This window comes from Nonomuraea sp. NPDC049309, from assembly GCF_043196965.1.
GTDB classification, from domain to species: Bacteria; Actinomycetota; Actinomycetes; order Streptosporangiales; family Streptosporangiaceae; genus Nonomuraea; species Nonomuraea fastidiosa.
In genome coordinates, this window is record NZ_JBICSH010000002.1 from 830,059 (window position 1) to 856,859 (window position 26,801).

The 26,801-nt window shown below is 70.8% G+C and carries 25 protein-coding genes; 14 read left to right on the top strand and 11 right to left on the bottom strand.

The annotated features are described in order from the left end of the window. Nucleotides 1-29: 29 nt before the first annotated feature. Complete coding sequence (locus ACGFIM_RS17815) at nt 30-1,385, top strand: hypothetical protein (protein ID WP_393201411.1); 1,356 nt, start codon at nt 30-32, stop codon at nt 1,383-1,385. Here the strand turns inward: ACGFIM_RS17815 and ACGFIM_RS17820 are convergent. Further along, nucleotides 1,354-1,800 carry a protein phosphatase gene (locus ACGFIM_RS17820; RefSeq protein ID WP_393201414.1) on the bottom strand — a complete coding sequence of 149 codons (447 nt, stop codon included), beginning with the start codon at nt 1,798-1,800 and terminating at the stop codon, nt 1,354-1,356. The genes ACGFIM_RS17815 and ACGFIM_RS17820 overlap by 32 nt on opposite strands. 220 nt (nt 1,801-2,020) lie before the next feature. On the opposite strand from ACGFIM_RS17820, the gene ACGFIM_RS17825 reads away from it, so the two are divergent. Then, nucleotides 2,021-2,458: a Fur family transcriptional regulator gene (locus tag ACGFIM_RS17825; RefSeq protein ID WP_364061500.1), complete on the top strand. Its 438-nt coding sequence runs from the start codon at nt 2,021-2,023 to the stop codon at nt 2,456-2,458. A gap of 31 nt (nt 2,459-2,489) precedes the next feature. After that, entirely contained in the window at nt 2,490-4,718 is a 2,229-nt protein-coding gene (katG, locus tag ACGFIM_RS17830; protein ID WP_393201418.1) for a catalase/peroxidase HPI, read from the top strand. A gap of 179 nt (nt 4,719-4,897) precedes the next feature. Here katG and ACGFIM_RS17835 read toward each other — a convergent pair whose 3' ends face one another. After that, nucleotides 4,898-5,764, bottom strand: a complete 867-nt coding sequence (locus ACGFIM_RS17835; protein WP_393201421.1) for a hypothetical protein — start codon at nt 5,762-5,764, stop codon at nt 4,898-4,900. Between the two features lie 35 nt (nt 5,765-5,799). Here ACGFIM_RS17835 and ACGFIM_RS17840 point away from each other — a divergent pair, with 35 nt between their 5' ends. The 3 genes from ACGFIM_RS17840 (at nt 5,800) to ACGFIM_RS17850 (ending at nt 9,205) form a co-directional block, all read left to right on the top strand. Further along, nucleotides 5,800-6,405 (top strand): CGNR zinc finger domain-containing protein, encoded by a 606-nt coding sequence (locus ACGFIM_RS17840; protein WP_393202582.1) that lies wholly within the window; start codon nt 5,800-5,802, stop codon nt 6,403-6,405. A gap of 402 nt (nt 6,406-6,807) precedes the next feature. Then, complete coding sequence (locus tag ACGFIM_RS17845; RefSeq protein ID WP_393201424.1) at nt 6,808-8,151, top strand: phenylacetate--CoA ligase family protein; 1,344 nt, start codon at nt 6,808-6,810, stop codon at nt 8,149-8,151. A 19-nt stretch (nt 8,152-8,170) separates the two neighbouring features. Beyond that, nucleotides 8,171-9,205, top strand: coding sequence for a DUF5678 domain-containing protein (locus ACGFIM_RS17850; RefSeq protein WP_393201427.1), 1,035 nt, complete (start codon nt 8,171-8,173; stop codon nt 9,203-9,205). A 44-nt stretch (nt 9,206-9,249) separates the two neighbouring features. On the opposite strand, the gene ACGFIM_RS17855 is transcribed toward ACGFIM_RS17850, so the two are convergent. Beyond that, complete coding sequence (locus tag ACGFIM_RS17855; protein ID WP_393201430.1) at nt 9,250-12,399, bottom strand: BTAD domain-containing putative transcriptional regulator; 3,150 nt, start codon at nt 12,397-12,399, stop codon at nt 9,250-9,252. A 143-nt stretch (nt 12,400-12,542) separates the two neighbouring features. After that, nucleotides 12,543-13,958: an MDR family MFS transporter gene (locus ACGFIM_RS17860; protein WP_393201433.1), complete on the bottom strand. Its 1,416-nt coding sequence runs from the start codon at nt 13,956-13,958 to the stop codon at nt 12,543-12,545. A gap of 343 nt (nt 13,959-14,301) precedes the next feature. Between ACGFIM_RS17860 and lgt the strand changes: the two genes are divergently transcribed. Beyond that, entirely contained in the window at nt 14,302-15,159 is an 858-nt protein-coding gene (gene lgt, locus ACGFIM_RS17865) for a prolipoprotein diacylglyceryl transferase (RefSeq protein ID WP_393201436.1), read from the top strand. Between the two features lie 100 nt (nt 15,160-15,259). Then, a complete protein-coding gene (locus tag ACGFIM_RS17870) occupies nt 15,260-15,895 on the top strand; it encodes a class I SAM-dependent DNA methyltransferase (RefSeq protein WP_393201439.1) in 636 nt (211 codons plus the stop codon). Between the two features lie 61 nt (nt 15,896-15,956). On the opposite strand, the gene ACGFIM_RS17875 is transcribed toward ACGFIM_RS17870, so the two are convergent. Then, a complete protein-coding gene (locus tag ACGFIM_RS17875; RefSeq protein ID WP_393201442.1) occupies nt 15,957-16,541 on the bottom strand; it encodes a hypothetical protein in 585 nt (194 codons plus the stop codon). Between the two features lie 96 nt (nt 16,542-16,637). Here ACGFIM_RS17875 and ACGFIM_RS17880 point away from each other — a divergent pair, with 96 nt between their 5' ends. The 3 genes from ACGFIM_RS17880 to ACGFIM_RS17890 all read left to right on the top strand — a co-directional run bounded on the left by ACGFIM_RS17880 (nt 16,638) and on the right by ACGFIM_RS17890 (nt 18,068). Then, nucleotides 16,638-16,787 (top strand): hypothetical protein, encoded by a 150-nt coding sequence (locus ACGFIM_RS17880; protein WP_393201445.1) that lies wholly within the window; start codon nt 16,638-16,640, stop codon nt 16,785-16,787. A gap of 164 nt (nt 16,788-16,951) precedes the next feature. Continuing rightward, nucleotides 16,952-17,383 carry a hypothetical protein gene (locus ACGFIM_RS17885; protein WP_393201448.1) on the top strand — a complete coding sequence of 144 codons (432 nt, stop codon included), beginning with the start codon at nt 16,952-16,954 and terminating at the stop codon, nt 17,381-17,383. 253 nt (nt 17,384-17,636) lie between these two features. Continuing rightward, nucleotides 17,637-18,068 carry a hypothetical protein gene (locus ACGFIM_RS17890; RefSeq protein ID WP_393201452.1) on the top strand — a complete coding sequence of 144 codons (432 nt, stop codon included), beginning with the start codon at nt 17,637-17,639 and terminating at the stop codon, nt 18,066-18,068. A gap of 63 nt (nt 18,069-18,131) precedes the next feature. On the opposite strand, the gene ACGFIM_RS17895 is transcribed toward ACGFIM_RS17890, so the two are convergent. The 6 genes from ACGFIM_RS17895 to ACGFIM_RS17920 all read right to left on the bottom strand — a co-directional run bounded on the left by ACGFIM_RS17895 (nt 18,132) and on the right by ACGFIM_RS17920 (nt 24,646). Then, nucleotides 18,132-18,407 (bottom strand): hypothetical protein, encoded by a 276-nt coding sequence (locus ACGFIM_RS17895; protein ID WP_393201455.1) that lies wholly within the window; start codon nt 18,405-18,407, stop codon nt 18,132-18,134. Between the two features lie 45 nt (nt 18,408-18,452). Continuing rightward, nucleotides 18,453-19,718 (bottom strand): DUF4407 domain-containing protein, encoded by a 1,266-nt coding sequence (locus tag ACGFIM_RS17900; protein WP_393201458.1) that lies wholly within the window; start codon nt 19,716-19,718, stop codon nt 18,453-18,455. Nucleotides 19,719-19,797: 79 nt separating this feature from the next. Further along, entirely contained in the window at nt 19,798-20,778 is a 981-nt protein-coding gene (locus tag ACGFIM_RS17905; RefSeq protein WP_393201461.1) for a hypothetical protein, read from the bottom strand. Then, a complete protein-coding gene (locus ACGFIM_RS17910) occupies nt 20,775-22,988 on the bottom strand; it encodes a hypothetical protein (RefSeq protein ID WP_393201464.1) in 2,214 nt (737 codons plus the stop codon). The genes ACGFIM_RS17905 and ACGFIM_RS17910 overlap by 4 nt, the downstream gene beginning before the upstream one ends. Before the next feature lie 2 nt (nt 22,989-22,990). Then, entirely contained in the window at nt 22,991-23,737 is a 747-nt protein-coding gene (locus ACGFIM_RS17915) for a hypothetical protein (protein ID WP_393201467.1), read from the bottom strand. A 159-nt stretch (nt 23,738-23,896) separates the two neighbouring features. Next, nucleotides 23,897-24,646: a Crp/Fnr family transcriptional regulator gene (locus tag ACGFIM_RS17920; protein ID WP_393201470.1), complete on the bottom strand. Its 750-nt coding sequence runs from the start codon at nt 24,644-24,646 to the stop codon at nt 23,897-23,899. An 88-nt stretch (nt 24,647-24,734) separates the two neighbouring features. Here ACGFIM_RS17920 and ACGFIM_RS17925 point away from each other — a divergent pair, with 88 nt between their 5' ends. The 3 genes from ACGFIM_RS17925 to ACGFIM_RS17935 all read left to right on the top strand — a co-directional run bounded on the left by ACGFIM_RS17925 (nt 24,735) and on the right by ACGFIM_RS17935 (nt 26,705). Next, a complete protein-coding gene (locus tag ACGFIM_RS17925; RefSeq protein WP_393201473.1) occupies nt 24,735-25,301 on the top strand; it encodes a Pycsar system effector family protein in 567 nt (188 codons plus the stop codon). A gap of 69 nt (nt 25,302-25,370) precedes the next feature. Beyond that, nucleotides 25,371-25,955 carry a TetR/AcrR family transcriptional regulator gene (locus tag ACGFIM_RS17930; RefSeq protein ID WP_393201476.1) on the top strand — a complete coding sequence of 195 codons (585 nt, stop codon included), beginning with the start codon at nt 25,371-25,373 and terminating at the stop codon, nt 25,953-25,955. A gap of 69 nt (nt 25,956-26,024) precedes the next feature. Beyond that, nucleotides 26,025-26,705, top strand: coding sequence for a type 1 glutamine amidotransferase domain-containing protein (locus tag ACGFIM_RS17935; RefSeq protein WP_393201479.1), 681 nt, complete (start codon nt 26,025-26,027; stop codon nt 26,703-26,705). The last annotated feature ends 96 nt before the right edge of the window (nt 26,706-26,801 follow it).

Below are 26,801 nucleotides of genomic sequence, written 5' to 3' on the forward strand. Positions count from 1 at the left end.
TCCGGGACTCACGAGGAAGCGGATTCGTCTTGGCCCATCGCGCACTGGTCATCGCCATGTTGCCGGCGATCGGGCTGCGCGTGCTCGCCGTGCTCGGCTTCCCTCCGGCCATCCTCTTCTACGGCGACTCCTTCGCGTTCCTGCGCGAGGAGCTGACCCCCGGCACGACGCGGCCCTCCGGCTACTCGCTGCTGCTCGCGCTGCTGCGCCCCGCCCACAGCCTCACGCTGGTCACGGTCCTGCAGCACCTGCTCGTACTGGGGCTCGCCGTCGCCCTGTACGCGCTGCTGCGCCGCCGCGGCCTGCCCGGCTGGGGCGCCGCACTGCTGGTCACCCCGGTGCTCTACGACGAGTTCATGATCCTGCTCGAGCACATGATCATGGCCGATGCGGTCTTCATCGTGCTCGTCGCCGCGGCGATCGCGCTGCTCGTCTGGCGGGTCACCCCGGCCACCGCCGCGACCGGCGGCATGCTGCTCGGCCTGGCCGGCATCACCAGGACCGTCGGGCTGCCGCTGCTCATCCTCACCGCCGCGTACCTGCTGATCCGCCGCTACGGCTGGCGTCCCCTGGTGGCGCTGCTGGTCGCCGGCGCGATCCCGCTGGGCGCGTACGCGAGCTGGATGAAGGCCGAGAAGGGCGTCTTCGCGCTGACCGAGGCCGACGGGAACTTCCTGTGGTCGCGCACCATGAGCTTCGCCGACTGCGACGTGATCAAGCCGCCGGAGCGGCTGAAGGTGCTCTGCCCGGACATGCCGGTCGAGGAGCGGCCCTACCCGCCCCACTGGCTGTGGGAGGACTTCTCGCCGTTGCCTAAGGTGCCGGGCACGGCCAACCGCAACCGGCTCGCCGGCGAGTTCGCGCGGGCGGCCATCCTCGCCCAGCCGGGCGAGTACCTGGGGGCGGTGCTGACGGACCTGGGCCAGCTCTTCCGCTGGGAGCGGACGGCCGTGGACGAGAAGACGCCGTACAAGCTGCCCACGTCCGAGCGGCCCATCAGCGAGTCGGTGCGCGGCGTCGCGGAGTCGTACGAGATGGGGCCCGCCGCCACCCGCGTGGTCGAGCCCTTCGCCGGCTGGCTGCGCGCCTATCAGCGCTTCGGCTACGTGCCGTTCCCCATCCTCACGCTGGTCCTCGCCGGCACCCTGGTCGCCGCGCCGCTGCGGCGGCGCTGGGACGCGCTGCTGCCCGCGCTCGCCGCGCTCGCGCTCGTCGCCTCACCGCCGTTCCTCGCCGCCTTCGACGTCCGGTACGTCATCCCGGCCATCCCGCTGGTCTGCCTGGCGGTGGGGCTGCTCTTCGGGCCGCCGGCCCCGTTCCTCGCCCGCCCGGCGAGGCGGAGCCGTGACCGTCTCACGGACGGTCGGGTGACGGCTGGGCGCTGAAGCGGGCGACGTAGCGGCGCTGCCAGGGCGTCTCGACGGCGTGGCGGGAGTAGTGGGCGCGCACGTACGCGACGGCCTGATCGGCGGGGACGCCGTCGATCACGGCCAGGCAGGCGAGCGCGGTGCCGGTGCGGCCGCGCCCGCCGCCGCAGGCCACCTCGACCCGCTCCGACGCGGCGCGCTCCCACGCCTCGCGCATGTCGGCCGCGGCCTTGCGCCGGTCGGACGGCAGCCAGAAGTCCGGCCAGCGCACCCACCGCTGCTCCCAGGGGGTGGGTGGCGGCTGCTTGCCGAGCAGGTAAAGCCCGAAGTCGGGCTCGGGGCCCGGCGGGAGCGGATGGCGCAGGCCGCGGCCGCGCACCAGCCGCCCTGAAGGCAGGCGCAGCACGCCCGGGGCGTCGGGATCCCACGTCATGCCGCCGAGCGTAACCACGCCCACCCGGCCGGGACGGCGACACGACGGACATTCCGCGCTGAGCGATCAGGACACGCCGGCGCTCTCTGCCCTCACCCACCCCGCGACGGCCCCAACCAGGGCAAACCCAAGGGAACCCCAACTTATCTTTGAAGCGACACGAAAATTGCATCGCTCATAAACTTGTATCGTTCGTGTTTACGTGAGTAGGTTAGTCGCCATGACCGCACCCAGGACGCCGACCGGCGCCGAGGAGCTGCGCAGCGTCGGGCTGCGGGTGACCGCCGCCCGGGTCGCGCTGCTCGAGACCGTCCGCGACGGTGACCACCTCGACGTCGAAGCCATCGCCGCCGGGGTGCGCGAGCGCGTCGGCCACATCTCGTTGCAAGCCGTCTACGAGGCGCTCAACGCCCTCACGGCCGCCGGACTCGTCCGCCGCATCGAACCGGCGGGCAGCCCGGCCAGATACGAGGGACGGGTCGGCGACAACCACCACCACGTCGTCTGCCGCGTCTGCGGCGCCGTCGCCGACGTGGACTGCGCGGTCGGACACGCGCCCTGCCTGCACGCGTCCGACGACCACGGCTTCACCATCGACGAGGCCGAGGTCATCTACTGGGGTCTATGCCCCGACTGTTCCACCGCCACCAGCTCATGAGCATCTTGCGTCACATAGTCCGGAGGGATTCATGTCTGAGAACCACGACGCGATCGTCACAGACCCGAAGGGGCAGGATGGAGGTGGCTGCCCGGTAGCCCACCGCGCACCTCACCCCACCCAGGGTGGCGGTAACCGTCAGTGGTGGCCGGACCGGCTCAACCTGAAGATCCTGGCCAAGAACCCGGCCGTGGCCAACCCGATGGGCGAGGACTTCAACTACGCCGAGGAGTTCAAGACCCTCGACCTGGCCGCCGTCAAGCGCGACATCGCCGAGGTGCTCACCACGTCGCAGGACTGGTGGCCGGCCGACTTCGGCCACTACGGGCCGTTCATCATCCGCATGGCCTGGCACAGCGCGGGCACGTACCGCATCAGCGACGGCCGCGGCGGCGCCGGCTCCGGCCAGCAGCGCTTCGCCCCGCTCAACAGCTGGCCCGACAACGCCAACCTCGACAAGGCCCGCCGCCTGCTGTGGCCGGTCAAGAAGAAGTACGGCAGGAAGCTCTCCTGGGCCGACCTGCTGATCCTCGCCGGTAACGTCGCGCTGGAGTCGATGGGCTTCAAGACGTTCGGCTTCGCCGGTGGCCGCGAGGACGCGTGGGAGCCGGAGGACGACGTCTACTGGGGCCCCGAGACCACGTGGCTCGGCGACGAGCGCTACACCGGCGACCGCGAGCTGGAGGAGCCGCTGGCCGCCGTCCAGATGGGCCTCATCTACGTCAACCCCGAGGGCCCGAACGGCAACCCCGACCCGCTGGCCGCCGCCCGCGACATCCGCGAGACGTTCCGCCGCATGGCGATGAACGACGAGGAGACGGCCGCGCTGATCGCCGGTGGTCACACGTTCGGCAAGACCCACGGCGCCGGTCCGGCCGAGAACGTCGGCCCCGACCCCGAGTCCGCGCCCCTGGAGGAGCAGGGCCTCGGCTGGCGCAACAGCTTCGGCACCGGCAAGGGCGCCGACACCATCACCTCGGGCCTCGAGGGCATCTGGACCCCGACCCCGACCAAGTGGGACAACAGCTTCCTGGAGACCCTCTACAAGTACGAGTGGGAGCTGTACAAGAGCCCGGCGGGCGCCTGGCAGTGGCGGCCGAAGGACGGCGCGGGCGAGGGCACCGTTCCGGACGCCCACGACCCGAACAAGCGCGTCCACCCGACGATGCTCACCACCGACCTGTCGCTGCGCTACGACCCGATCTACGAGCAGATCACGCGGCGCTGGCTCGACCACCCCGAGGAGTTCGCCGACGCGTTCGCGCGGGCGTGGTTCAAGCTGACCCACCGCGACATGGGCCCGGTCGCCCGCTACCTCGGCCCCGAGGTGCCGAGCGAGGTGCTGCTCTGGCAGGACCCGCTGCCCGAGCGCACCTACGAGCTGATCGACGCGAACGACATCGCCACGCTCAAGAGCCGCGTCCTGGCCTCCGGCCTGTCGGTCTCCGAGCTGGTCTCCACCGCGTGGGCCTCCGCCTCCTCCTTCCGCGGCAGCGACAAGCGCGGCGGCGCCAACGGCGCTCGCATCCGCCTGCAGCCGCAGGCCGGCTGGGAGGTCAACGACCCCGACAGGCTCGCCAAGGTGCTCGGCACCCTTGAGGGCATCCAGAAGGCGTTCAACGGCGAGCAGACGACCGGCAAGCAGGTCTCGCTGGCCGACCTGATCGTGCTGGCCGGCTGCGCGGCCGTCGAGAAGGCCGCCAAGGACGCGGGCTTCGAGATCGAGGTGCCGTTCACGCCCGGCCGCGTGGACGCCACGCAGGAGCAGACCGACGTCGAGTCCTTCGCCGCCCTGGAGCCGAAGGCCGACGGCTTCCGCAACTACCTGGGCAAGGGCAACCGGCTCCCCGCCGAGTACCTGCTCATCGACCGCGCCAACCTGCTGACCCTGAGCGCCCCCGAAATGACCGTCCTGGTCGGCGGTCTGCGCGTGCTGGGCGCCAACTACCAGCAGTCGCAGCACGGTGTCTTCACCACCAGGCCCGGCACGCTGACGAACGACTTCTTCGTCAACCTGCTCGACCTGAACACCACGTGGAAGCCGACCTCCGAGGACTCCACCACCTTCGAGGGCCGCGACGCCTCCACCGGCGAGCTCAAGTGGACCGGCACCCGCGCCGACCTCGTCTTCGGCTCCAACTCGGAGCTGCGGGCGCTCGCCGAGGTGTACGCCTGCGACGACGCCCAGGAGAAGTTCGTCAAGGACTTCGTGGCCGCCTGGGACAAGGTCATGAACCTCGACCGGTTCGACCTGCGCTGACCCTCCCGGCCCGCCGCCACCTGCCGAAGGGAGCGGCGGGCCGCCTTCCGGCCCGCCGCCTTCGCGGTGGCGGGCCGCCTTCCGGCCCTGTCACGGCGGTCTTCCCGGCCCGCCGGCACGGCCGGCCGGAGCTTCGGGCCCGTCACCCTCGCGGTGGCGGGCCTTTGCGTTGCATGCGTTCAGTACGCAACGGCGATCTTGCCGATGCCCAGCGTGGTCTGCGAGGGCAGCATGCCCGACTCGAACACCGCGCCGAGCAGCGGCCGGTTCAGCTCGGCGAGCAGCGCGGCCCGCTCCTCGCCGAGTGCCCGCCAGGGTCCGGCGGCGAGCTGGTCGGTGTGGCGCTCGACCCGGTTGCGCAGGGCGCGCCCCTCGTCGGTGGCCACGCCCTCGGCGTCGACGAGTCCGCGGGCGGCCAGCCGGTCACGGGCCGCCGCCCACTCCTCCTCGCTCCACCCCCGGCTCTCAAAGGTCGCGGCGGGCGCGGCCCCCACGGCGGCGAACGACACCAGCGCCTCGCACCCGTCGAACCCGGCCGCCTGCAGCGCCGTCAGGTGACCGTCGCCGCGGTGCTCGCGCAGCACCGTGTACGCCTGCCACAGCCGCAGGTGCGGCTCGTCGGGCCAGGGCAGCGCCAGGTTGGCCGCGGCCATCGGCCGGTGCGCCACGTCGGCGCTCTCCGCCGCCCTGACAGCAAGCTCGGCCGCCTCGGCCAGCGGCGCGACATCGCCGGCGAGGGCGCGGACCGTCCGGTCCATCGCCCGCAGCCTGGCCTCCAGCACCCGGCCGGGGGCGGCCGTGTCCCAGATCGCCGGCACGTACTCGGCGATCATCTTCGGGCTGAAGCTGTAGTACGCGGCGGTGACCAGCCCGCGACCTGCGGCGCCCAGGGGCGCCGTGCGCCAGGCGAAGTAGCTCGGCCAGCGCGGCTCGATCGCGTAGCCGAGCGCGGCGGCCTCCTCGTACGCCTCCTTGCTGTAGTAGAGCGTGGCGTGCACCGGCTCGATCTGGTGCCACATCTGCCGGGCGAGTTGCTCGAAGGCCACAGGAATCCTCACTGTCTAGATAAGTTATGACAGTGATGGTAGAGACATGGCGAATCACTGGTCAAGCGGAAATAGACGGTTATGTTGGGAGCCGGGTAGAACTCGCCGTACGGCTGATCAACGCCCTGGCCACACCGTTCCAGCACGGCCGCGCCGTCACGCCGCCCGCGTCGGGAGATGACCGGCTGGCCGCCGTGCGCGCCGTTCAGCAGCACCTCACCGTCCACCCGGCGGCGAGCCTGCTCACGCCCGCCGACGCCGACCGGCTGGCCGGGATCGCCGCCGAGCTGCGCCCGGTGTTCGCCGCGGGCGATGGCCTCGCCGACGCCGCCGCCGGGCTCAACGACCTCCTCGTCCGCCACCACGCCGTGCCCAACCTGCACGGCTCCCCCGCGAACCCGCTCGGGCTGTCCTTCCACCGCCCCGACGCCGACCCCGTGGACGCCTGGGCGGCCGACATGGGCACCGCGCTCGCGATGGTGATCGGCGTCGGCCAGGCCGCCAGGCTGGGCGCATGCCAGGCCGGCAAGTGCGCGCTGGTCTTCTTCGACACCACCCGCAACGCCTCCCGCCGCTTCTGCGGCCTGTCCTGCCAGAACCGCGCGAAGGCCAGCGCCTACCGCGCCAGGCGCCGCGGCTGACCCCCGCACACACCCCCGTCCACGGCCCTGAGCAGGGCTTTCACGCTTGACAGGCCCATGTGGTGATCATGTGGAGCTTTTGTGGAGTGCCGGGCGATCGTTGGCCAGGAGGCGATCACATGCCTCGCCGCGGAGCTCCGCGGCGAGCGTCGATTGGAGGAACCTGTGATCCGTATGGGCCTGCGTTACGCCAGGTACGCCATCAGCACCCTGACGACCGCGCTGTTCCAGATCCCCGCCACCTGATCGGACGAGGCCGGCCGGCCACTCCGGGGCCGGCCGGCCCCCATCGCGCCGTCACGTTGAATCGAGGTGCCATTGCTCGCCACTGCCGCTCGACAGCTTCGTTACGCCGCCACCGTCCTCCGCGGTGGCCGCTTCGATGTGGACGCGCTACGGAAGATGGTGACCGACATCCGCCTGATGCTGGCCGAACTGGGCGAGCCGGGTGAGGGTGCGGGCGAGTTGCTGCCGGGCGGCGGTGTCGACGATCCGGAGATCCGCCGCGCGATGGCGGACCGCCGGCTGCGGCAGGCGGTCAAGCGCGCCGCCGAGCACACCGCGTACTACCGGCTCTGGTTCAGAGAGCACGGCATCGACCCCGCCGAGGTCGGGATCGACCAGATCGAGCAGGTGGCGTCCACGCCCAAGTCCGCCCTGCGCGGCGCCGGCCCGGCGTTCGTGTCGGAGCGGAGCGAGCCGGTGCTGCTGGCGCAGACCACCGGCACCACGGGCACGCCGACCATCGTCTGGTTCTCCCGGTACGAGCTGGAGCTGGCGGCGGTGCTGTCGGCGATCTCGTACCTCATCGTCGGCGACATGCGCGAGCACCACGTGGGCCTGTCGTGCATCAGCTCGCGCGCGACCGTGGGCCTGGTCACGGCACAGCGGGCGCTGAACATGGTGGGCGCGGGCTTCATCGCGCAGGGCCTGGTCGATCCCGGCATCGCGCTGGACCGGCTGGCCACGCCGCTGCACCTGCCGCGCAAGGCCCCGTACATCACCGATCTCTACACCGTCCCCTCCTACCTGGGGGCGCTCGTGCAGCGGGCGGAGCGGGACGGCTGGCGGAAGAAGGACTTCGGGCTGCGCCGGATCTTCACCGGCGCCGAGGTCCTCACCGACGCGCTGCGCGAGCGCGTACGCGAGCTGTTCGACGTGCCGGTGAACGACGTGTACGGCATGACGGAGCTCGTCCCCACCACCGGCATGGTGTGCAGCAAGCAGCACCTGCATCTGGCCGCCGAGCAGGCGCACTTCGAGATCCTCGACGTGGACGCCGACCGGCCGGTCGCCCCCGGTGAGATCGGGGAGCTGGTGGCCACCCCGTACGCGCCCTACCGCGAGACGACGCTGCTGATCCGCTACCGCACCGGCGACCTGGTGCGCCGCCTGCCCGACGAGCCGTACGGCTGCGAGCTGGCCATGCTCCCGGCCACGTCACTGGTGCTCGGGCGGGCCACCGGATACGGCGGGGGACCGACCGCCCGCGACGTCCTGGAGGTGCTGCAGGGGGTGCGTGAGGTCCCGCTGCCGACCAGGTACGCCCTCACCGGCGACCCGGTCAAGCCGGACCTGCACGTGGCGGCGCCTCCAGGCGCGCTGGGCGAAATCGAGGAGCGGGCGACCGCCCGCTCGCTCCAGGTCTCCAAGATCCTGCTCGTGGACGACGCGAAGAACCTGCCCGAGCCGTGCCGGGTCCGCGCCGACCTGTACGAGCACAGCTTCGAGTCGTCGCTCTTCTAGCCCGCCGGAGACCCCCTTCATGCTCACCTTCCAGAACATCGCCCTGCTCGACGTCCTCATCGCCGCGATCGTGCTGGGCGGCCTCGGGTACGTGCGGCGGTTCGCCCTGCCACGGCCGCCGGTCGGGCATTCGACCGCCTCGGACGTGCTCATCATGACGTGCCTGGTGGTCGTGATGCCGGTCGCGTACCTCGCGCTGCCGGGTCCCGCGGTCTCCGCCGTCTTCGGCGTGCTGTTCCTCGCCGGCACGCAGATGACGCTCGCGCCGCTGCTCGGCGGGCGGTGGGCGACGCTCGGCTCGCTGCTGCTCGTCGCCGCCGACGTGGCCGCGGCCTTCGCCGGGCTCGGCGGCGCGGTGCTGGTGCTGAACGCGCTGCTCATCGCGGTCGCCGTGATCGGGGTGACCAGCCTGTGGGCACAGACCGGCATGAAGGCGGGCCACGTGGCCGCGTTCGCCACCGTGCTCGCGGTGTACGACCTGTTCGCGACCGGGCTCGGCGACCTGACCGACCGGTTCCTCGCGCAGGTGGTGGGCCGGCCGTTCGCGCCGCTGCTTGCGGTGACGGACGGGTCCGCGCCGGTGGCGGCAGGCCTCGGCGACTGCCTGATGCTCGCGCTGTGGCCGCTGGTGGCGACGAAGGCGTACGGCAAGGTGGCCGGCTGGATCGGCGCGGCCGTCGGCGTCGGCCTGATCGTGCTCGTGGAGATCGGGTTCGTGACCGGGCTGCTGCGCTCGGGGATGGCGTTCCTGACCGTGCTCGGCCCGGCCATCCTCATCCAGTACGTGATCTGGCGGCGCCTTCGCGGGACCGAGCGGCGTACCCACGAATGGCTGGGCCTGCCCGCGTCGGGCGTGGACACCTCCGGCCGCGTCGAGCGGCTGGCCGGCTCGCTGCGCGCCGCCCGCGCGGCCGAGACCGGCGTGCCCGCGGGCACCTGGGTGGCCGTCGCCGGCGACGACCGCGTGGTCGGCCACGGCCCCACCCCCGGAACGGCGCTGCGCGCCGCCCGCCGCGCCGGCTACGAGGGCGCGCCGTTCGTCAAGCAGGTCTGACCCAGCGCCACCGTCACACACACGCCCGGCCCGAGTCCCGTTGATCAGCTTTCGGAGAGCAGGACGGCGGCCGCGCGCTGCTCCGGGGCTCCGGCGTCGGCGGCGATGGCGTGCGCGCGCCGCCAGGCCGACCGTGCCGCGTCCCGCCGTCCCATGGCGTGCAGGGCACGGCCGAGCGTGATCAGCGTTCTGGCGCGGGCGAGCCGCTGCCCGGTCCTGCGGAAGACCAGCAGCGCCTCCTCGCAGCTCTCCTCGCAGGCGGCCGGTTCGCCCAGGTCGAGCCGGGCGGCGGCGACGGCGGCGTGCGCCTTGCCCAGCGCCAGCCCGTAGCCCCGCTCCGCCAGGTGCCTGGCCTGCCCGGCGAAGGCCAGCGCGTCGGCGAGCGCGCCCCGGGCGCGGGCCAGCTCGGAGCGGGCGAGCAGCAGCTCCACCTCAATCGGCCGGTGTCCGGTCCGCTCGGCGATCGCGGCGGCGGCGTCGAGCCGTTCACCGGCCTCGGCGGCGTCGCCGAGCCGCAGGTGCGCGAGCGCCAGCCCGATGAGCGCGCGCGCCTCGATCTCGGGATTCTCGGCGCGGCGCGCCGCGTCCGCCGCCTCCGACAGGACGGGCAGCGCCTCCTCGTTCCCGCCGCACTCCAGATGCACCAGGGCGAGCGACTCCAGCGCGATGGCCTCCACGTACGGCGAGCCGGCATCCCGCCCGGCCGCCAGGGCCCGGCCGAGCGTGGCCCTGGCGTCGTCCAGCCGCCCCATCTCCCGCCTGACCACGCCGAGGTTCACCAGGATGACGGCTTCGAGATGGCGCTTGCCGATCTCGGCGGCGGCGACGATGGTCTCCTCATGGCGACGCTCGGCCTCGCGCAGGCGGCCGAGGTCGAGGGAGAGCGAGGCCAGGTTGGCGAGGCTGGTCGTCTCACCGGCCCGGTTGCCCAGCTTCCTGTCCAGCGACAGCGCGCGCCGGAACCTGCCGGCCGCCTGTTCAGGCTCACCCGCCTGCGCGAGCGCCACCCCGGCGGCCCGCAGCGCCGCCGACTCGGCGGCCTGCCAGCGGGCGCGGCGCAGGAACGGCAGCGCCTCCTGGTAGGCGTCGATGGCGGCCTGCAGGTCGCCGATGCGCCACCGCGCGTACCCGATGGACATCAGCGTCGCGCCCTGCCCCAGGCTGTCGCGCTCGGCGCGGGCGGCCTTCAGCCCCAGCTCGGCGATGCGCAGGCACTCGGCGACCGGCCGCCTCCATGGCAGCACGTCCCGCAGCGCGTCGGCCATCCGCCAGGCCATGGCGTACGAGCCGTGCTCGGCCGCGCGGGCGATCAGCGCGGCGATGGTGTCCCACTCCTGCTCGAGCCAGCTCTCCGCCTCGGCCCGGTCGCCGAAGGCGAGCGGCGCCGCCCCCGTCTCGGGCGCACCCGGCGCGGGACCGACGACGCGCACGTCCACGTGCTCCCCCGCGGCCACGATCGAGCGCAGGTAGAAGTCGAAGTAGCGGATGACGGCGCTGTCACGCTCGTCTTGGGGGTCCTCGGCCGCCGCACGCTCCGCCGCGTACGTGACCACCAGGTCGTGGCAGGTGTAGCGGCCGGATCCCGCGTTCATGAGGTGGACCCGCGCCAGGTCGTCGAGCAGCCCGGCCGTCTCCTCCGCCGGGTAGCCGGACAGCGCGGCGGCGGCGGGGACCGTGATGCCGGTGTTCGGCACCAGCCCGACCAGCCGGAGCAGCCGCCTCCCTTCCGGGGTCAGCGTCTCGTGCGACCTGCCGACCGCGCCGCGCACCGCCGTACGCTGGTCGCCGGCCACTTCGAGCTTCGACAGCAGGTCCTGACCGCCCAGCTCGGCCACGTAATCGGCGAGCGTCCTGTGCGGGCCCGCCGCCACCTTCGCCGCGGCCACCCGCAGCGCCAGCGGCAGCCGCGCGCACAGCTCGGCCAGGCGGGCGGCGGCCTCCGGCTCCCTTTCCACCCGCTCCGGCCCGACGGTCTCGGCGAGCAGCGCGACCGCCTCATCGAGGCCGAGCACGTCCAGCGTGACCGGGGCCGCCGACTCCAGCGCCACCAGGCCGCTCAGCCGGTCGCGGCTGGTGACGAGCATCCGCGAGCCGCTGCCCGGCGGGATCAGCGCCCTGATCAGGTCGGGATCGGCGGCGTTGTCCAGCACCACGAGGACCCGCTGCCCGGCCAGGATCGACCGGTACAGGCCGATCTGGGCCTCCAGCGCCACGGGGACGTCCTTGGCCGGCCAGCCGAGCGCCTGGATCAGCCGCGGCAGCGCCTCGGCCGCGCTCATCGGCGGCGCCTGGTCGAAGCCGCGCGCGTCGAGGAAGAGCTGGCCGTCGGGGAAGCGGTCGGCGACCTGGTGCGCCCAGTGCACGGCCAGCGTGGTCTTGCCGACGCCCGCGCCTCCGACCACCAGGATCAGCTTCGCGGCCGACACGGCCTCCAGCCGCTCCAGCTCCGCGCGCCTGCCCACCAGGCGGCCCAGCGCGGGCGGGAGCTGGCGGGGGACGATGCGAGAGGGGACGGCGGCGCGGACGGGCGGGGTCAGCGGCGGGGCCAGCGTCTCGTCGCCCGCGAGGATCGCGGCATGCAGATCCCGGAGCTCGGGGCCGGGTTCGACGCCCAGCTCCGCCGAGAGCACCGCGCGTACCCGGCCGTACATCTCCAGCGCCTCCGCGCGGCGGCCCGACCTGTGCAGCGCCAGGATGAGCTGCCGCCAGATCCGCTCGTTGAGCGACTTGGCCTGGGCGAGCGCCCGCAGCTCGCCGATCAGCTCCTCATGCAGGCCCAGACGTAACCGCAGGTCCGTCCAGTCGCAGCGGGCGGACACCGCCAGCTCCTCCAGGTCGGTGACGCGCGGCAGTACGGCGCCGGTGAGCTGGGCGTCCTCGGCCGGTCTGCCGCGCCACAGCGACAGCGCCGACCGGTACGCCTCGTGCGCCGCCTCCAGGTCGCCCGCGTCGGCGCGGCGGCGCGCCTCGGCCACCCTGTCCACGAAGACCAGCAGGTCGAGCTCGGTGCGGTCGAGGGGGAGCAGGTAGTGGTGGTCCTGGGTGACGAGGCGGGGCGCCACCGTACGCCGCAGGCGGGTGACGTAACTGTGGATGTTGGACACCGCCGAGGCGGGCGGCTCCTCCCACAGGCAGTCGATCAGCCGCTCGATCGAGATCGGCGTGTTGGGGTAGAGCAGCAGCACACCGAGCACCGACCGCTGCTTCCCCGGGACGTGCACCGGCCCGTCCGCCGAACGAGCCTGCACAGCACCGAGAACGCCAAACGCGGTCACTGATGACCTTTCCTCGTCGATGGTGACTGGTTGTACACCGGCCATCGCGACCGCGCAAGGCATTACTCCTTGACGGGCGCCGCCCTGGAGGGAAGCAGGATCGCGGTGATCACCACGGCCACCGACAGCACCGCGCCGATGACGAACGCAAGGCGCATCCCGCCGAGGTCGGCGAGCAGGTCGGTGACGCCCGATGCCCGCAGCGCGGCGCTGCGCGCGCTCATCACCGTGACCACCAGCGCCGTGCCGATGGCCGCCGCGACCTGCTGCAGCGTGCTGAGGATCGAGCTGCCGTGGGAGTAGAGCGACGGTGGGACCGCGCCGAGCCCCAGCGTGAAGACCGGGGTGAAGGTCGCCGCCAGGCTGATCGACAGCAGCGCGTGGAGCGCGAGGAGCTGCCAGTAGGGCGTCGTCATCGTGATCTGGGTGAAGCCGGCGAGCGAGAGCATGATGCCGATCGCTCCCGGCACCACCAGCACCCGGCCGCCGAACTTGTCGAACAACCGCCCCACGGCCGGCCCCAGCAGCCCCATCGCCAGGCCGCCCGGCATGACCAGCAGCCCGGTCTCCAGCGGGCTGAACGACCGGACGTTCTGCAGGTAGAGCGGCAGCAGCACCATCGAGCCGAGCATCGCCATGAACGCCACCGACATCATGATCAGCGCGATCGTGTACGTGCGGTGCCGGAGCGTGCGCAGATCGACCAGCGGCACCCCGCGCCGCTGCAGCACGAGCTGGCGGAGCACGAACACGGCGATGGTGGCCAGGCCGGCCGCCACGATGCCCGCCGCGACCCCGGCGTCACCGCCCTCGAACCTGCTCAGCCCGTAGACCAGGCCGCCGAACCCGGCCGCCGCCGTCACCACGCTGAACCAGTCGATCGTGCCGGCGCGCGGCTCCCCGACGTTCTGCAACTGCGCGAGACCCCGCCACGTGACCAGCGCGGCGATCGGCAGCACCACCGCGAACAGCAGCCGCCACGACCCGAAACCGAGGATCAACCCGGAGATCGTCGGCCCCATGGCGGGCGCCACCGAGATCGCCAGGCTGACGCCGCCCATCACCCGGCCTCTGCTGCTCTCCGGCACCACGTGCATCAACGTCGTCATCAGCAGCGGCATCATCACGGCCGTGCCCGACGCCTGGATGATGCGGGCGGCCAGCAGCACCTCGAACGTCGGCGCCACGGCGGCCAGCGCGGTGCCCAGCAGGAACAGGCCCATCGCGGTGGCGTAGGCGGTGCGCGTGGACACCCGCTGCAGGAACCACCCGGTGATCGGGATGACCGCCGCCATCGTCAGCATGAACGCGGTCGACAGCCACTGCGCCGTCTGCTCGGTGATGCTCAACGCGGTCATCAGACGCGGGATCGCGTTGATCATGATGGTCTCGTTGAGAATGACCACGAACGTGGCCAGCACCAGCAGCCGGATCACCGGCGGTGTGCGCCCACCGGCCCCCTCGGTATGGGACGGCACAGTATGGGATGGCACAGTATGAGGGGGCGCAGTATGAGGGGGCGCAGTATGAGGGGGCGCGTCCTGCTGGGCGTCTTGCGGGGAAGTGGTCACGGAGCCTCGATCCCGGTCGTCGGTCAGAAGGTGGTCAGGGGCTCCGCCTGGGGGACGGTGCCTCGAGAAACGGTGCCTGCGGATGCGGTCATCGCCGTCATGCACATACTGACCGGCGCCACCGACAGAACTCATCGGCCGGGCGGCGCCGGGCTTCTCCACCGGCGTACAGCGACCAATCGGCGGCACAAATTCCACAATCGCGTTACGAATCCGGGCAGCGGGCTCCACGTCCGTTAGCGTCACTCGTATGGTCCTCGCCGCGATTCCCAGCCCCTCCGAGGGGGTCTGGCATCTCGGATTCATCCCGATCCGTGCCTACGCGCTCTGCTTCATCGCGGGGATCGTCGCAGGCGCCTGGATCAGCGACCGCCGCTGGCGCGCCCGGGGCGGCGCGCCGGGCACGATCACCGACATCGCCGTCCCCGCCGTCGTCTTCGGCCTGATCGGCGCCCGCGCCTACCACGTCATCACCGACTGGCAGCTCTACTTCGGCCCGCGCGCCGTCAAGGAGCCCTACCAGGCGCTGTTCATCTGGGAAGGCGGGATGAGCATCTGGGGCGCGGTCGCGCTGGGCGGCGTCGGCGTGTGGCTCGCCTGCCGCCGCCGCGGCCTGCCCCTCGGCGCCATCGCCGACACCATCGCGCCGGGCCTCGCCGTCGGCCAGGCCATCGCCCGCTGGGGCAACTGGTTCAACCAGGAGCTGTACGGCCGCCCCACCACGCTGCCGTGGGGGCTGGAGATCGACCAGGCGCACGGCGGCGAGCCCGGCGTCCTCTACCATCCGGCCTTCCTGTACGAGTCGCTGTGGGACCTGGCGCTCGGGCTCGCGCTCATCTGGGCCGGGCGGCGCTTCGCGCTCCATCACGGGCGGTTGTTCGCCGTTTACGTGGCCGGATACACGTTCGGCCGCTTCTGGATCGAGGGCCTGCGGATCGACCCGGTCGGCGGGGTCGATCACGCGGCGACGTTCCTGGATCTCAGGATCAACCAGTGGACGTCGCTCGTGCTGTTCGCCGGGGCGATCGTGTACTTCTTCGCGATGCGGCGCAAGAACGCGCCGGAGGCCGTCGTACCGGCAGGAAAGACCCCCGCCCCCGCCGAGTGACCGTCTCCGGGAGGCTCCGCCGCAACGGCCGGATGGACGGATGGACCACTGCCGCGCCTGGGCCGGATGCCCCCGGAGGTATGGGCTACAGTCGTCCGCCATGGCCGAACCCTCCCACCTGACCGCCACGGCGGACGCCTACGACGCCGTCGCCGACCTCTACACCGACCTCGTCAGGGACTCGCTCGACGCCCTGCCGCTGGACCGGGCCATCGTGGGGGCGTTCGCGGAGCTCGTACGAGCCTCGGGCATGCGCCGCGTCGTCGAGGCGGGCTGCGGACCCGGCCACATGACCGCGCACCTTCGCGACCTCGGCCTGGACCCGTTCGGCGTGGACCTCTCGCCCGCGTTCATCGAGATCGCCCGCAGGGACCACCCTGATCTGCGCTTCGAGCCGGGCTCCATGGGCGCGCTCGACGTGCCGGACGGCGCGCTGGGCGGCGTGCTGTCCTGGTACTCCGTCATTCACACCCCGCCCGCGGAGCTGCCGCCGTACCTCACCGAGTTCCGCCGCGTGCTGACCCCCGGCGGTCACCTCCTGCTCGGGTTCTTCGAGTCGGAGGGCGGGCCGGTGACGGAGTTCGACCACAAGGTCGCCCCTGCCTACCGCTGGCCGATCGACGAGCTGGCCGGCCTGGTCCGCAAGGAGGGCTTCACCGAGGTGGGGCGCATGCTGCGCGAGCCCCTAGAGGACGAACGCTTCCGCCGCGGCCACCTGCTGATGCGCGCGGTGTGAACGGAGAAGATCCGGACCAGCGTGGCCGAAAGAACCGGTGCGGGAGAGGCCCGGCGATGGGCTACCCGCCGATCGAGTTCGTCACCGCCGTGCACCCCCAGGTCCGCTCGAGCCGCTCGGCCAGGTCGGCGGCCGTGCCGCCTTTGTTGAGCAGCGCCTTGACCGCCTGTGCCTGCGCGGTCGTCGGCAGCCGCCCGTCGAGGAGGTAGGGCAGCAGGAGCCGCCGCGCCACCATCTCGTGCGACGAGATCCCGTACGGCCTGCGCACCACCGACACGTTGACCCGTATCGCGTGCTCGTTCCCCGGCGGGACGCCGGGCCGGTCGATCTCGATGGCGGCATACCGGAACCCGTTGGCCCGATCGCACGTGCCGCACCCGGCCGGCCCCCTGCTCAGCCTGCCGCCGCACTCCTCGCAGGTGAGCCGGTCGTAGGCGGCGTCCACCACCCGCCACAGGTGCTTGCCGGGCTCGTCGGCCACCATCGCGGCGACGTCCCGCTCCTCCTGGTCGCCCAGCGCCCCGAACTCGCGCGCCACGAACGCCCGCCACCCGGACTCGACGATCTCGTCCACGACGCCCGCGCACCGCCGGCAGTCCGGCGCCCCCGCCGGCTCCCGCTGCCCGCACTGCCCGCATCGCCGCATACGGGAACGCTATCCACCGTCTTGTCCCCGCCTCACCCGAATATCGGGGACCGCCCGTGCCTCCTGTACCGCCCGGCGACCGTGAGGTGCACCCCTGTGTTGCCGGTGCGCCTCCGTACCGTCGTCATCGTCGCCGAATGCTCGGTGGCCGCCCACCGCGCGGGCAGCGCGGGCAGGTGGGCGTCGTCCACGTCGGCGAGCGTGCCACGGACGCTCACCGGCGGCGCCAGGATGCCGGGCCCGTAGACGGAGGGAGAGTCTTCGGGGAGGGCGTCCCACTCCTCCGGAGTGCGCGGACCGACTCGCAGGCCGTGCGGAATCTTGCCGAGTCTTGTCCGGAGGCGGGCGCACGCGCCAGAATCACTTGAGTCTTCAACTATCCCGGTTGAAGAGACCGATGAAGGAGAGGCATGAAGCGCACCATCTCCGCTCTCGCCGCCGGCATCCTCGGCGCCACGCTGTTAGGCGCCGCCCCCGCCTCGGCGGCCACCTCCGGCGTCGACTGCGCCGCACGTGACGACTACACGTGGGTCAGGAACAGCTACGTCCCCACCAACGTCGAGCGGCCGGCGATCGACGGCCGCAGCTACAACATCGGCGGTCCCTACACCTACACGTACGAGATCTGCCTCGACATCCCCGACGAAGCCTCGAAGTTCGCCATCGAGGTGCGCATCTACAACAACGGGGCCTGGAGCACGTTCACCGACGACCGGCCCGGCGACAAGATCTTCACGTACACGCTGCCGCCCAACAGCTTCTGGCAGGTCTACGGCACGTTGACCGGCCCCGGCAGCACGTACCTCTACTACACCTGGCACGAGAAGCAGACCCTGTCCTGACCCTCTGACGCCTTCGAGGCCGCATCCCGCCGGCCGGGGTGCGGCCTCTGCGACGACAACGGCTCCCCGGAGCGGCGCCAGGGCCCGCTGTGACGCCGCCACCCCGCGTCCGCAGGCACGGCGGTGCGGCGAGACCCGGGACGCCGGCCACCTGACTCCAGCACCTTTCCCGATCTTGCAGAAAAGGTGAACATCGCACACAATCAGTTGAGCGTTCAACATTCCCGATTGGCGTGGACTGATGAGGAGTGGCATGAAGCGCATCTTTTCCGGACTGGGCGCCGCCGGCGTGCTCGGCACCGCACTCGCCGCCGGCGGTCCCGCCTCGGCGGCCACGTCGTCGGTCGACTGCGCGGCGATCGGCCCGTGGGACCAGGTTCAGCGGCTGTACGGGCCCGCCAACGTGGAACGGCGCGGAGTCAACAACGCGGCCTGGAATGTCAACGGGTCGCAGAAGACTACGCATGAAGTCTGCGTCGACATCCCGGACGGCGAGACGTTCACCATCCGCGTGAAGGACCTGTACGACAACGAGAAGGTCATCTTCGAAGACGGCCGGCCCGGCGACAAGGCGTTCAGCTACACGATGCCGCCCAACAGCTACTGGCGGATCGACGGCACGATGACCGGGCCCGAAGGTGCCTTCCCCTACTACACCTGGCACCAGCGGACCATCCGGGACTGACCCGGCAGGGCGCGACGGCGAACAGGCCGCATCCCGCCGAACGAGATGCGGCCGCCGCGGCTCTCATCCGAGAGCACGGTACTCGGGCGGCGGGTCGGCGAGCTCGGGATGGGAGACCCAGTAGCGCTCGCCGTAGATCCCGAGCATCGCCCAGTGCCACGCCTCGTCGTGGAAGACCAGGCCGCGGTACGGCTCGCCGGCCGGCTCGTACGCGTAGAACTCCCGGGCCGCCGCCTCCGCCTCGGCCTCACCGAGCCCGCCGTACCTCCGCATCACCCAGGCGTACCGCCGCCGCTCACCCTCCAGGCACGCGACGTACTCCTCCTCACTGAACGCCATGGCCGCAGACTAAGAGACGTCAGCGCGCCCGCGCCCGCCGTGGGGTCAGCTGAACTGGTGGTTGGCGCCGTTGCGCCCGTCGTTCAGCATCGTCCTGCGCAGCTCACGCGTCCGGTTGCTGATCATCTCCTCGATCTTGCTGCGTGCGGCCAGGTCGGTCGCCTTCCGCTCCACATCGATCTGCTGCCGGGCCCTGTGACGTTCCTCAGCGGTCATGTACGCGCTCAGTTCGAGCCGGCCGATCTCGGCCTCCGCCGCGAGCCGCACCTGGTGTGCGTGGACCTCTTCCCTGCGGCGATTCTCTTCGCCGACCATGCGGTCGTACGTCGTCGTCCCGCCCATGAGCTTGACGAGCACGGGCAGGCAGTCGATCAGGATCAGGAACAGCCGGAGAAGCCAGCTCGCCGCCCCAAGGTAGGTGTTGTCCCGCGTCAGTTCATGCAGTGCCTTGAGGCGTTCGAGAAGACCGACGGGGTCGTCCGGCGACGGCATCTCGGCGAGTCTCCGCTGGATCTCCGCGTCGAGGGCCTTCTGGTACGCCTCCCCCTTGACCGGAAGAGGCTCGCGCAGCTTGTCGATCCGCGCTTCCAGTTGCCGCAGTTCGGCCGTGTTCTCCTTCAGACGGCTGTTCGCCAGATAGCGCCGGGCCTCCTCCTTCAGGCGGCGGCACCGGGGCCCTTCGCCCGCTCTTCCGCTCAGCCCCGGGCCCGACCTGCCGGCGCACTCGTCACTCGCCTGGTCCACGAGCTTGGCATGGCGGCGGTTGGCCGTGTCGATGCGTTTCCGCAGCTTCTCGGCGTCTTTTTGCAGATCGGCCAGAGCGGTGAGGTCCGCCACCGTGGTCGAGGCCATGAGGCTGCTCCCCTGGCAGTCCTGCCGCTTCGGGGTGGCGGGAGGCAGGGGATTGCACTCCACCCACCAGGCTTTGCGTACGTTCCTGAGCGTCTCGCGCTGGTCTTTGACGTGCTGGACCACCGCTGTCTCGAACACCCTCAGCACCAGCGGTTCCGCGATGACGACTCCCAGGACCATGGCGACGAGCAGCCGCGGGATGAGCGTGAGGAGGCGGCGCTGCCACATGCCCGTGACGGTGGAGACCAGCCACCGGTCGAGATTGAGCACGATGAGGGCCCAGATCAGGACCGGGACGGCCAGCAGCAGATGGGAACCTCCGAGCACCTGGCTCAGCGCGAACCACATCGAAAGCCCGGCCATCACCGCGGTGCCCAGGATGACGCCGCCAACCCCCGTGTAGCGGGTACGTTCCAGCGGCACGCGCGCCAGCAGGGCCTCGTCGACGCCGGCGAGCACCCGCAGGCGCCGGCCTACATCGACCTTGCGCAGCCAAGACCGCCGACCGACGTGCGCCGGCCCTGTGTGCTGTGCGGACTCAGTCATCCAGATCCTCCAGCCCTATGGACCGTGGACCGTTGGTCTCGCCCCGATCGCGCCCGTCGGGTAGGGCAGGCCGTTCCCCTGACTCCGGCGCCTCGATGAAGGGCTCGAAACCGGCCATCGCCTTTATCAACTTGAGCAGCTGCTGGGAGTCGATGGGGAGGAAGTCCAGCGATCCTTGGGGCAGCTTGTCGAGCACCTCCTGCAGGCGCTGCAGCCGTTCCTCTTGGAGCTTGTGGCTGGCCTGGGCGACATCGTCCATCGTGATCTGCTCCCGGCTGATGCCGAGGGCGATCGCCGCCTCGACCCCGCGTTGGAGAATGCTCTCGATGCGCTCGACGTCCCGGTTCTCGATCGCCGCGCGCAGCTCCGCGCTCTCGCCGCCCCACTGGATCCGCTTGAGCCCTCTTCCGTGTACGGCGACGTCGTCCGGCATGAGCAGCTCGACGTTCTCAAGCGCGATCTCCATGCCGTCGATCGCCGGCGGATGGAACTCCAAGAAGGCCTGCACCCTGGAGACGACGTCGGGAGCGAGGGCGTTGACGTCCTCGATCGGGCGGGTCGCTCCGAGCTGCATCAAGGTCGAGTCTTTGCGGAGATGCCCGGCCAGGATCTCGGCGACGTCCTTCACGTGATCGGCGACGACCGTCTCCGGGTTGGTCACCCGGCATCTGAAGTTCGCCCGCACGGTGAACTTGTAGCCGAGGTCGCGTGAAGGCAGCTCGACCTCGGTGGACACGTGGCGGGTCCGCACGTCCACGACGGCGACGGAGCGCGCCTCGACGACCGCCTCCTCGGTCCCTCGTGGGTGCCCGCGCTCCGCGAAGGCGTGATGGCCGCCGTGAACTTCGAAGACCAGGACCGTTCCGGCACGCGGCTGGGGCAGCTGGGCGGGATCGCGGCGGGCGAAGATCCCGAAACGCCGCTGCGACGGTGGCAGGTCCTGTTCCTCGATGATCGGATATGAGGTGCTCACGGCATGACTCCTCTTGTTCGTGTGCTGCTCGAAAGCCCTCCTCCAGCGCTCGCCGCGAGCACCGCCAGAACGAGTTCCCGCGTCCTGCCGGCGTCTTCGCGGCCCTCCCGCAACGTGTTGCCCGCGCGCTCGATCGCGTGCTTGACCAGGGGAACCGTGTTGGGCGGCAGCGACGACCACACGACCTTCCCCAAGGCCATGGCGGCGGCGCGCGCTCCGTCCTTGCCGCAGAGGGCCCGCAAGGTGCGGTAGAGGGCCTGTATCGCGTCCCTCCGGTAATGGCCGCTGCGCAGGGCCCACGCCCAGAGAGTGCCCAGGGGCCGGGCACTGTCGGGCTCGTTCAGCAGCAGCCAGGCCGCCAGAGGATCGTCCTCGGTATCGAGCCGGTCGGCCTTGAGGACCTCCAGAGCCACGGCTAGGGCCTTGCGGGCGGAGCCGGGGTCGATGGGGCCGTGCAGCTCGAGCTCGATGTGCTTCGTGAGGAGCCGTAGTGCCTGTGACGCCCCTTCCTCGCGTTCGGCGGCGCCTTGAATCAGCAGGACGAGCGCACGTATCGCCACCACGCGGATGTCGATCGCACGCAAGGACAGGAACCACAGCCAGTCGATGCTGTCGGCCGGGTAGCGGATGGACAGGCCGCCAGCGAAGGCCAGCGCCGCGGTCATGGCACGGCGCCGGTCGGCGTCGACGGCCCACCCTAAGACCGTTCTAAGGGCTATCGGGGCCAGCGTGTCGTTCGCGCACATCATCGACAGCAGCAGCGTGGCCATGATCTGCTCCGACGCCGGGCCCGCGGCCCACGGTTCGAGGAACGACTCGCGCACCTCTTGGGGGTTGACGGCGGCCAGCAGCGACAGCCCTTCCGCGACTTGAGCCTGTACCTCCGGCAGGTCGTCGGCCAGGGCACGGATCCACAGCCGCAGCGGCTCCCACAGGTCGTAGCTGTAGAGCAGCATCAGCTCGGTGATGACCTGCTCACGATGGCGAGCCGCCCGGAAGACGATCCTGCGCTCTCCTGCGAGCAGGTCCGACGATCTGTCGACGGTGATCAGTGGGTGGTCACCGCTCCACTGCGCTCGATGCTGCGGCAGGGTGTCGTCATCGTTCTGCGCGCCCGGTTCCCTGCCGCGCAGCTTGACGTCCTCCGCTATGCGCTCGAAGTCGACCAGCAGGCGTTCGAAGATTCGCTCGGGAAGGTTGTGCGCGAAAGCGAGGGCGGCGACCACGAGGACCTCGGACCGCTTGGGCTGCCTCTCGAACCACTTGGTCACCTCGCTGTCGGAGATCTCCGCGAGGACGTCGGCCGGGGATCGCCCGCCTACGGCGATCTGACGTGCGAGACCGGCGATCTGGCCGGGTGAACGGAGCTCCGCCGCGTGGGCGCGCACCTCGGCGAGCTCGTCGGTGAGGGCCGTGCCGCCGAGGTGGGCGTCGAACAGCGCGAGAGGCTCCGGTATCTGCCAGCGCATGTGGAAGGGCCCCGGCGCGGCGGTCGCCGGATCACGGTGGACGGTGAGCACCAGGTAGGCGTCGGCCTCTTCAAGCGTGCGAGCGAGCGTCTCGAACTCGAAGTGCTGCAGGGCCGGCGCGATGTCATCCGGCGTCCATCCCTGGATGACGTAGCCCCAGCCGTTCCGATAGGCGGTCTTGCTCGCCAGGTCGTCGAGGGCGCGCGCAGGTGACAGCACGATGATCTTCGTATCCGGCCGCTTGACCCGGTTCAGGAGCGCGACCGCGCTGGTCCATTTGCCGGTGTCCTCACGGCTGACGAGCACGAGCACGCGACGCTCGCGTAACTTCGCCAGAGCGTCTTCGAAGCAAGGGGGAGGGACGAAGGGTTCGAGGGCCCGCTCGATGTCGGCGGGGCCGAGGGTGCCCGTCATCGTACGCGTGGTGCGCCGGGAGGCTACGCCGAAGACGGACTGTGAGGCGTCCACCGCGTCGAAGAAGTTGTTGATGACGGTAGCGCTCTGGCCGAGCGCGCCCTCGTCGAAGGCGGCTTCTTCCTTCTTGTCCTGCTGCCCAGGCTTTTGCTCGCCCTTCTCGTCGTCCTTCTTCTCGTCCTTCTCTTCGCTCTTCTCCTCGGCCTTCTGCTCGCCCTTTTGCTCGGCGGTCTCCTTCCCTTTCGACGCCTTCCCCTCCTCGGATGCAGAGCCATCCTCAGGCGTCTTGGGATCGGCCGGCTCCCTTGCCGGTGATGCTTCCGCCATCGTCACTTCCCGCTCACGCCGAAAACAGCGTTGCGCGCGTCGACGGCGCCGTAGAGATTGGTGATGACTTCGGCTTTCTGAGTCATCGCTCCGACGACGTGGCGCGGCGACGGCCCGCTCGGCTCGGGTTCCGTTTCCGCGAAAAGCGAGCTCAAGTCGGAGACGTCAATACCGGCCACGCGGATCCAGGCCGATGAAACGTACTCCTTCTCCTGGACCTGCACTTCCCGGAACTCCGAGAGCGAGTACGAGGTGTGCCCTTGCCGTACGGTCTCGTCGAAGACCCGCTGCGAGAGTATGAGGGCCAGATCCACCTCGGGCCGCCTGTCCAGCAGTAGCTTCAGCGGCCGGCACGACAAGAGCCGACTGGCCTCCACAACCGCCTGGCCGGCATAGCCATTGGCGGCGGGATAGGCCGTGCCGAAGGCCATCGCCACCCTCAGCCGCAGCCGCTCCTCCAATGGAAGGTCCGCGTTATAGTCACGAAGCTGCTTGCCCAACTCTCTGACGTACTGGTCGATGACCCTTATCTCAGGTTCACCCGCGGGCAGCACCGCGAGTTCGCCGTCACCACCCGGCTGGCGCTCCCATGCGTCCCGGTTGAGACCTGCCGCCTGCGTGGCAGCCTGCTGGATCCGGACGAACTCCGCCTGCATGGTCTCATGACGCTTGTCATTGCCGCGCCCATAGCCTTTGAGGTCGCTCGAAACTACGAGAGCACGCCCGAAAGTTGTGCTTTTCACGACCATAGACCGCCTCTCTGCCTCTGACGCGGATATCAGTATGAGCGCTTAAGCGCGCGCAGACTACCTATTAATAGGAAGAATCCGGCGGCACAATACACTCATGATCCCGACAGATGGGGCGTATGTGACATTCTGCTCTAAACGCCGCCAATACCGGCCGGGTCAGTTTGCGTGTTCCAGGTCGTGGAGCCGGGCCGGGTCCGTGATGACGTACTGACGGTAACCCGTACGCAGCACGCCGGTTTCCTTGAGGAATCGCATGGCCTTGCTCACGGCGGCGTCCCGCGCCCCGATGAGCCGCCCCAGCTCCTGCTGGGACAGATCGACGCCAAGCTCGATCCCCGCCGGAGTCTCCACCCCGTGACGCCGGGCGAGCTCCCCGATGATGCGCGCGAGCCGTACGGGGATGTCGAAGGCCGCGAAATCGAGCCGCCGCTGATTCGCCCAGTCGAGCCGGTTGGCGAGCATGGCGGCGATCGCCGTGGCGACCTGAGGCCGCTGCTTGAGGTAATCCGTGAAAACCTTCGCGGTGATGCGGAACGCCAGAGTCGGCGTGCAGGACGTCACCGTGGCCGAGCGCTCCGTGCCGCGCAGCACGCCCATCTCCCCGATGAGATCGCCGCTGACCCGGATGCCGAGGAGCGTTTCGACGCCCGTTCCCCGGTTCGCCGTCACTTTCGCGCACGCGCACATTCCCGCTCGCGTCGAGCGCAGCAGATAGACGTGATCCACGCGCGGATCACCCTGGCGAAGGAGGACGTCACCCGCATCGAAGTGCTGCGGCTCGCCCAGCGCGAGAAACTCCGCCTGGGTCCGCTGGTCGAGCCCCGCCATGAACGTGCCCCTGGGCCACCGCATGACCATCACCTTCGCATGAATGCGGGTATTCGTGATGATACGGAATTCAGGCACCGCCGTCTCAGTGAAGAGGTATCACCACGGTTCTCGGCGATCTCCGTAATCGTCGGAGCCGATCAGTGTCGTTCGAAGGGCCGGTGAGATGTTCCTGAGCAAGAAGCGCGCCGCGATGCCGGCACCGGCGTCCGCCCCTCGACCGGACCAGCCGCGTACTGGAGTGGAGGACGCGTGGAAGGCTCTTTCGCTCGTCGTCGATCTGGTCAAGCACGCGGAGAACAAGGCGGGGTTCACCCTTGCCGCTTCAGGAGTCATCGGCGGTCTCGTTTACACGCTGATCAGGACCACCGTGCGGCCGAGCGCGCTGTTCGCGGTCGCGGTCGCGATCTGCGCACTGCTGGTGATCGGCGCCGCCTGTTGCGCCGGGCTCAGCCTCCTGCCCCGCCGCGTGAACGTGAAGCCAGCCAACCTCCTCTACTACCACCAGATCGCGGGGCGTTACCGCGACCGGCCCGATGCGTACGCCGGCGACCTGGGCGGTCTCATCCGGGATCCCGACGCGCTCACCACCGCCGTGGCCGAACAGGTGTGGGCGAACGCCCAAGTGGCCTCACGCAAATACCGGTGGAGCAGTCTGGGGATCATCGCCCTGCTCGCGGCCCTGGCGGCTCTCACGATCACGGCCGCCATCGCCGTCCTGCAAAGCACGTGAACGCCTGCCGGCTTTCCGCAGCCCCGCACCGCTAGACGACCGGTCTAATCCATTGGGTACGGTCGAGGTATGACCGCTTCCGACACCCGGCAGACCATTCTGGACGTCGCACAGGCCACGGTGGCGCGCAAGGGGTGGGCGGCGGTCGGCATCAACGAGGTGCTGACGGCGGCCGGCGTGCCCAAGGGGTCGTTCTACCACTGGTTCAGCTCGAAGGACGCCTTCGGCGAGGCCATGCTGCGCAGCTACTTCACCACGTACCTGGCGGAGATGGACGCGCTGTTCGCCCGCCCGGGCGTCCCGGCCGCGGAGCGGCTCATGGCGTACTGGCGGAACTGGCGCGACGACCAGGGCATCGGGGACTGCCAGGGCAAGTGCCTGGCGGTCAAGCTCGGGGCGGAGGTGGCCGACCTGTCGGAGCCCATGCGCCTGGCGCTGAAAGAGGGCACGACGGCGATCATCGACCGCATCCAGCGCATGATCGAGGCGGGTGCGTCAGACGGCTCGCTGGATGCCGGCGGCGACGCGCGCGAGGTCGCCGAGACGCTGTACGAGATGTGGGTGGGGGCGAGCGTCCTGGCGAAGATCCGTCGAGATCCCGGGCCGCTCGACAGCGCGCTCGCCGCGACGTCCCGCATCCTCCGCCTCGCCTGACGGCGCCGACCGGCCTCCCGCCGGGCCTGCGCACACGCGTCCAAGACGACCGGTCTACTGGAAGGAATCATGAAGGTTCTCATCGTTCTCACCTCGCACGACCGGCTCGGCGACACCGGCGAGAAGACGGGGTTCTGGCTCGAAGAGCTCGCCGCGCCGTACCGCCGCTTCAAGGAGGCGGGCTACGACATCACGCTCGCCTCGCCCGCGGGCGGACGGCCCCCGCTCGACCCGAAGAGCAGCGCGCCCGCCTCCCAGAGCGAGGACACGCGCTGGTTCGAGTCCGACGCGGAGGCGACGGCGGCGCTGGCCTCGACCGTACGCCTGGACTCGGTCTCGGCAGCGGACTACGACGCGATCTTCTACCCGGGCGGCCACGGCCCGCTGTGGGACCTCGCCGAGGACCCCGCCTCGATCCGCCTGATCGAGAGCGCGGTACGCGCGGGCAAGCCGGTCGCGCTGGTCTGCCACGCGCCGGGCGTGCTGCGCCGCGTCACCGGCGAGGACGGCCGGCCGCTCGTGGCGGGCAAGCGGGTCACCGGCTTCTCCAACAGCGAGGAGGCCGCGGCCGGGCTGGTGGACGTGGTGCCGTTCCTCGTCGAGGACGAGCTGGTCAAGCTGGGCGGCGAGTACGAGCGTTCGGAGGACTGGGCGCCGCACGTGGCCGAGGACGGCCTGCTCATCACCGGGCAGAACCCGGCCTCCTCGGCCCCGGTGGCCGACGCGCTGATCGCCAAGCCGGCGGCCTGAGCGCGCGATGCGGCGTCGAGAGTGCGGCGGCGTCCGTCGCCCCCTCGACGTCGATCGTCCGGAGATTCCGCAGGATCGCGGTCGAGGATTCGCTCG

What these genes read in the sequence shown, in the direction of transcription:
- ACGFIM_RS17820 (WP_393201414.1), bottom strand. Translation starts at nt 1,800, where the DNA reads ATGACGTGGGATCCCGACGCCCCGGGCGTGCTGCGCCTGCCTTCAGGG.
- ACGFIM_RS17825 (WP_364061500.1), top strand. Translation starts at nt 2,021, where the DNA reads ATGACCGCACCCAGGACGCCGACCGGCGCCGAGGAGCTGCGCAGCGTC.
- katG (WP_393201418.1), top strand. Translation starts at nt 2,490, where the DNA reads ATGTCTGAGAACCACGACGCGATCGTCACAGACCCGAAGGGGCAGGAT.
- ACGFIM_RS17840 (WP_393202582.1), top strand. Translation starts at nt 5,800, where the DNA reads ATGGTAGAGACATGGCGAATCACTGGTCAAGCGGAAATAGACGGTTAT.
- ACGFIM_RS17845 (WP_393201424.1), top strand. Translation starts at nt 6,808, where the DNA reads ATGGTGACCGACATCCGCCTGATGCTGGCCGAACTGGGCGAGCCGGGT.
- ACGFIM_RS17850 (WP_393201427.1), top strand. Translation starts at nt 8,171, where the DNA reads ATGCTCACCTTCCAGAACATCGCCCTGCTCGACGTCCTCATCGCCGCG.
- lgt (WP_393201436.1), top strand. Translation starts at nt 14,302, where the DNA reads ATGGTCCTCGCCGCGATTCCCAGCCCCTCCGAGGGGGTCTGGCATCTC.
- ACGFIM_RS17870 (WP_393201439.1), top strand. Translation starts at nt 15,260, where the DNA reads ATGGCCGAACCCTCCCACCTGACCGCCACGGCGGACGCCTACGACGCC.
- ACGFIM_RS17875 (WP_393201442.1), bottom strand. Translation starts at nt 16,541, where the DNA reads ATGCGGCGATGCGGGCAGTGCGGGCAGCGGGAGCCGGCGGGGGCGCCG.
- ACGFIM_RS17885 (WP_393201448.1), top strand. Translation starts at nt 16,952, where the DNA reads ATGAAGCGCACCATCTCCGCTCTCGCCGCCGGCATCCTCGGCGCCACG.
- ACGFIM_RS17890 (WP_393201452.1), top strand. Translation starts at nt 17,637, where the DNA reads ATGAAGCGCATCTTTTCCGGACTGGGCGCCGCCGGCGTGCTCGGCACC.
- ACGFIM_RS17895 (WP_393201455.1), bottom strand. Translation starts at nt 18,407, where the DNA reads ATGGCGTTCAGTGAGGAGGAGTACGTCGCGTGCCTGGAGGGTGAGCGG.
- ACGFIM_RS17910 (WP_393201464.1), bottom strand. Translation starts at nt 22,988, where the DNA reads ATGGCGGAAGCATCACCGGCAAGGGAGCCGGCCGATCCCAAGACGCCT.
- ACGFIM_RS17915 (WP_393201467.1), bottom strand. Translation starts at nt 23,737, where the DNA reads ATGGTCGTGAAAAGCACAACTTTCGGGCGTGCTCTCGTAGTTTCGAGC.
- ACGFIM_RS17925 (WP_393201473.1), top strand. Translation starts at nt 24,735, where the DNA reads ATGTTCCTGAGCAAGAAGCGCGCCGCGATGCCGGCACCGGCGTCCGCC.
- ACGFIM_RS17930 (WP_393201476.1), top strand. Translation starts at nt 25,371, where the DNA reads ATGACCGCTTCCGACACCCGGCAGACCATTCTGGACGTCGCACAGGCC.
- ACGFIM_RS17935 (WP_393201479.1), top strand. Translation starts at nt 26,025, where the DNA reads ATGAAGGTTCTCATCGTTCTCACCTCGCACGACCGGCTCGGCGACACC.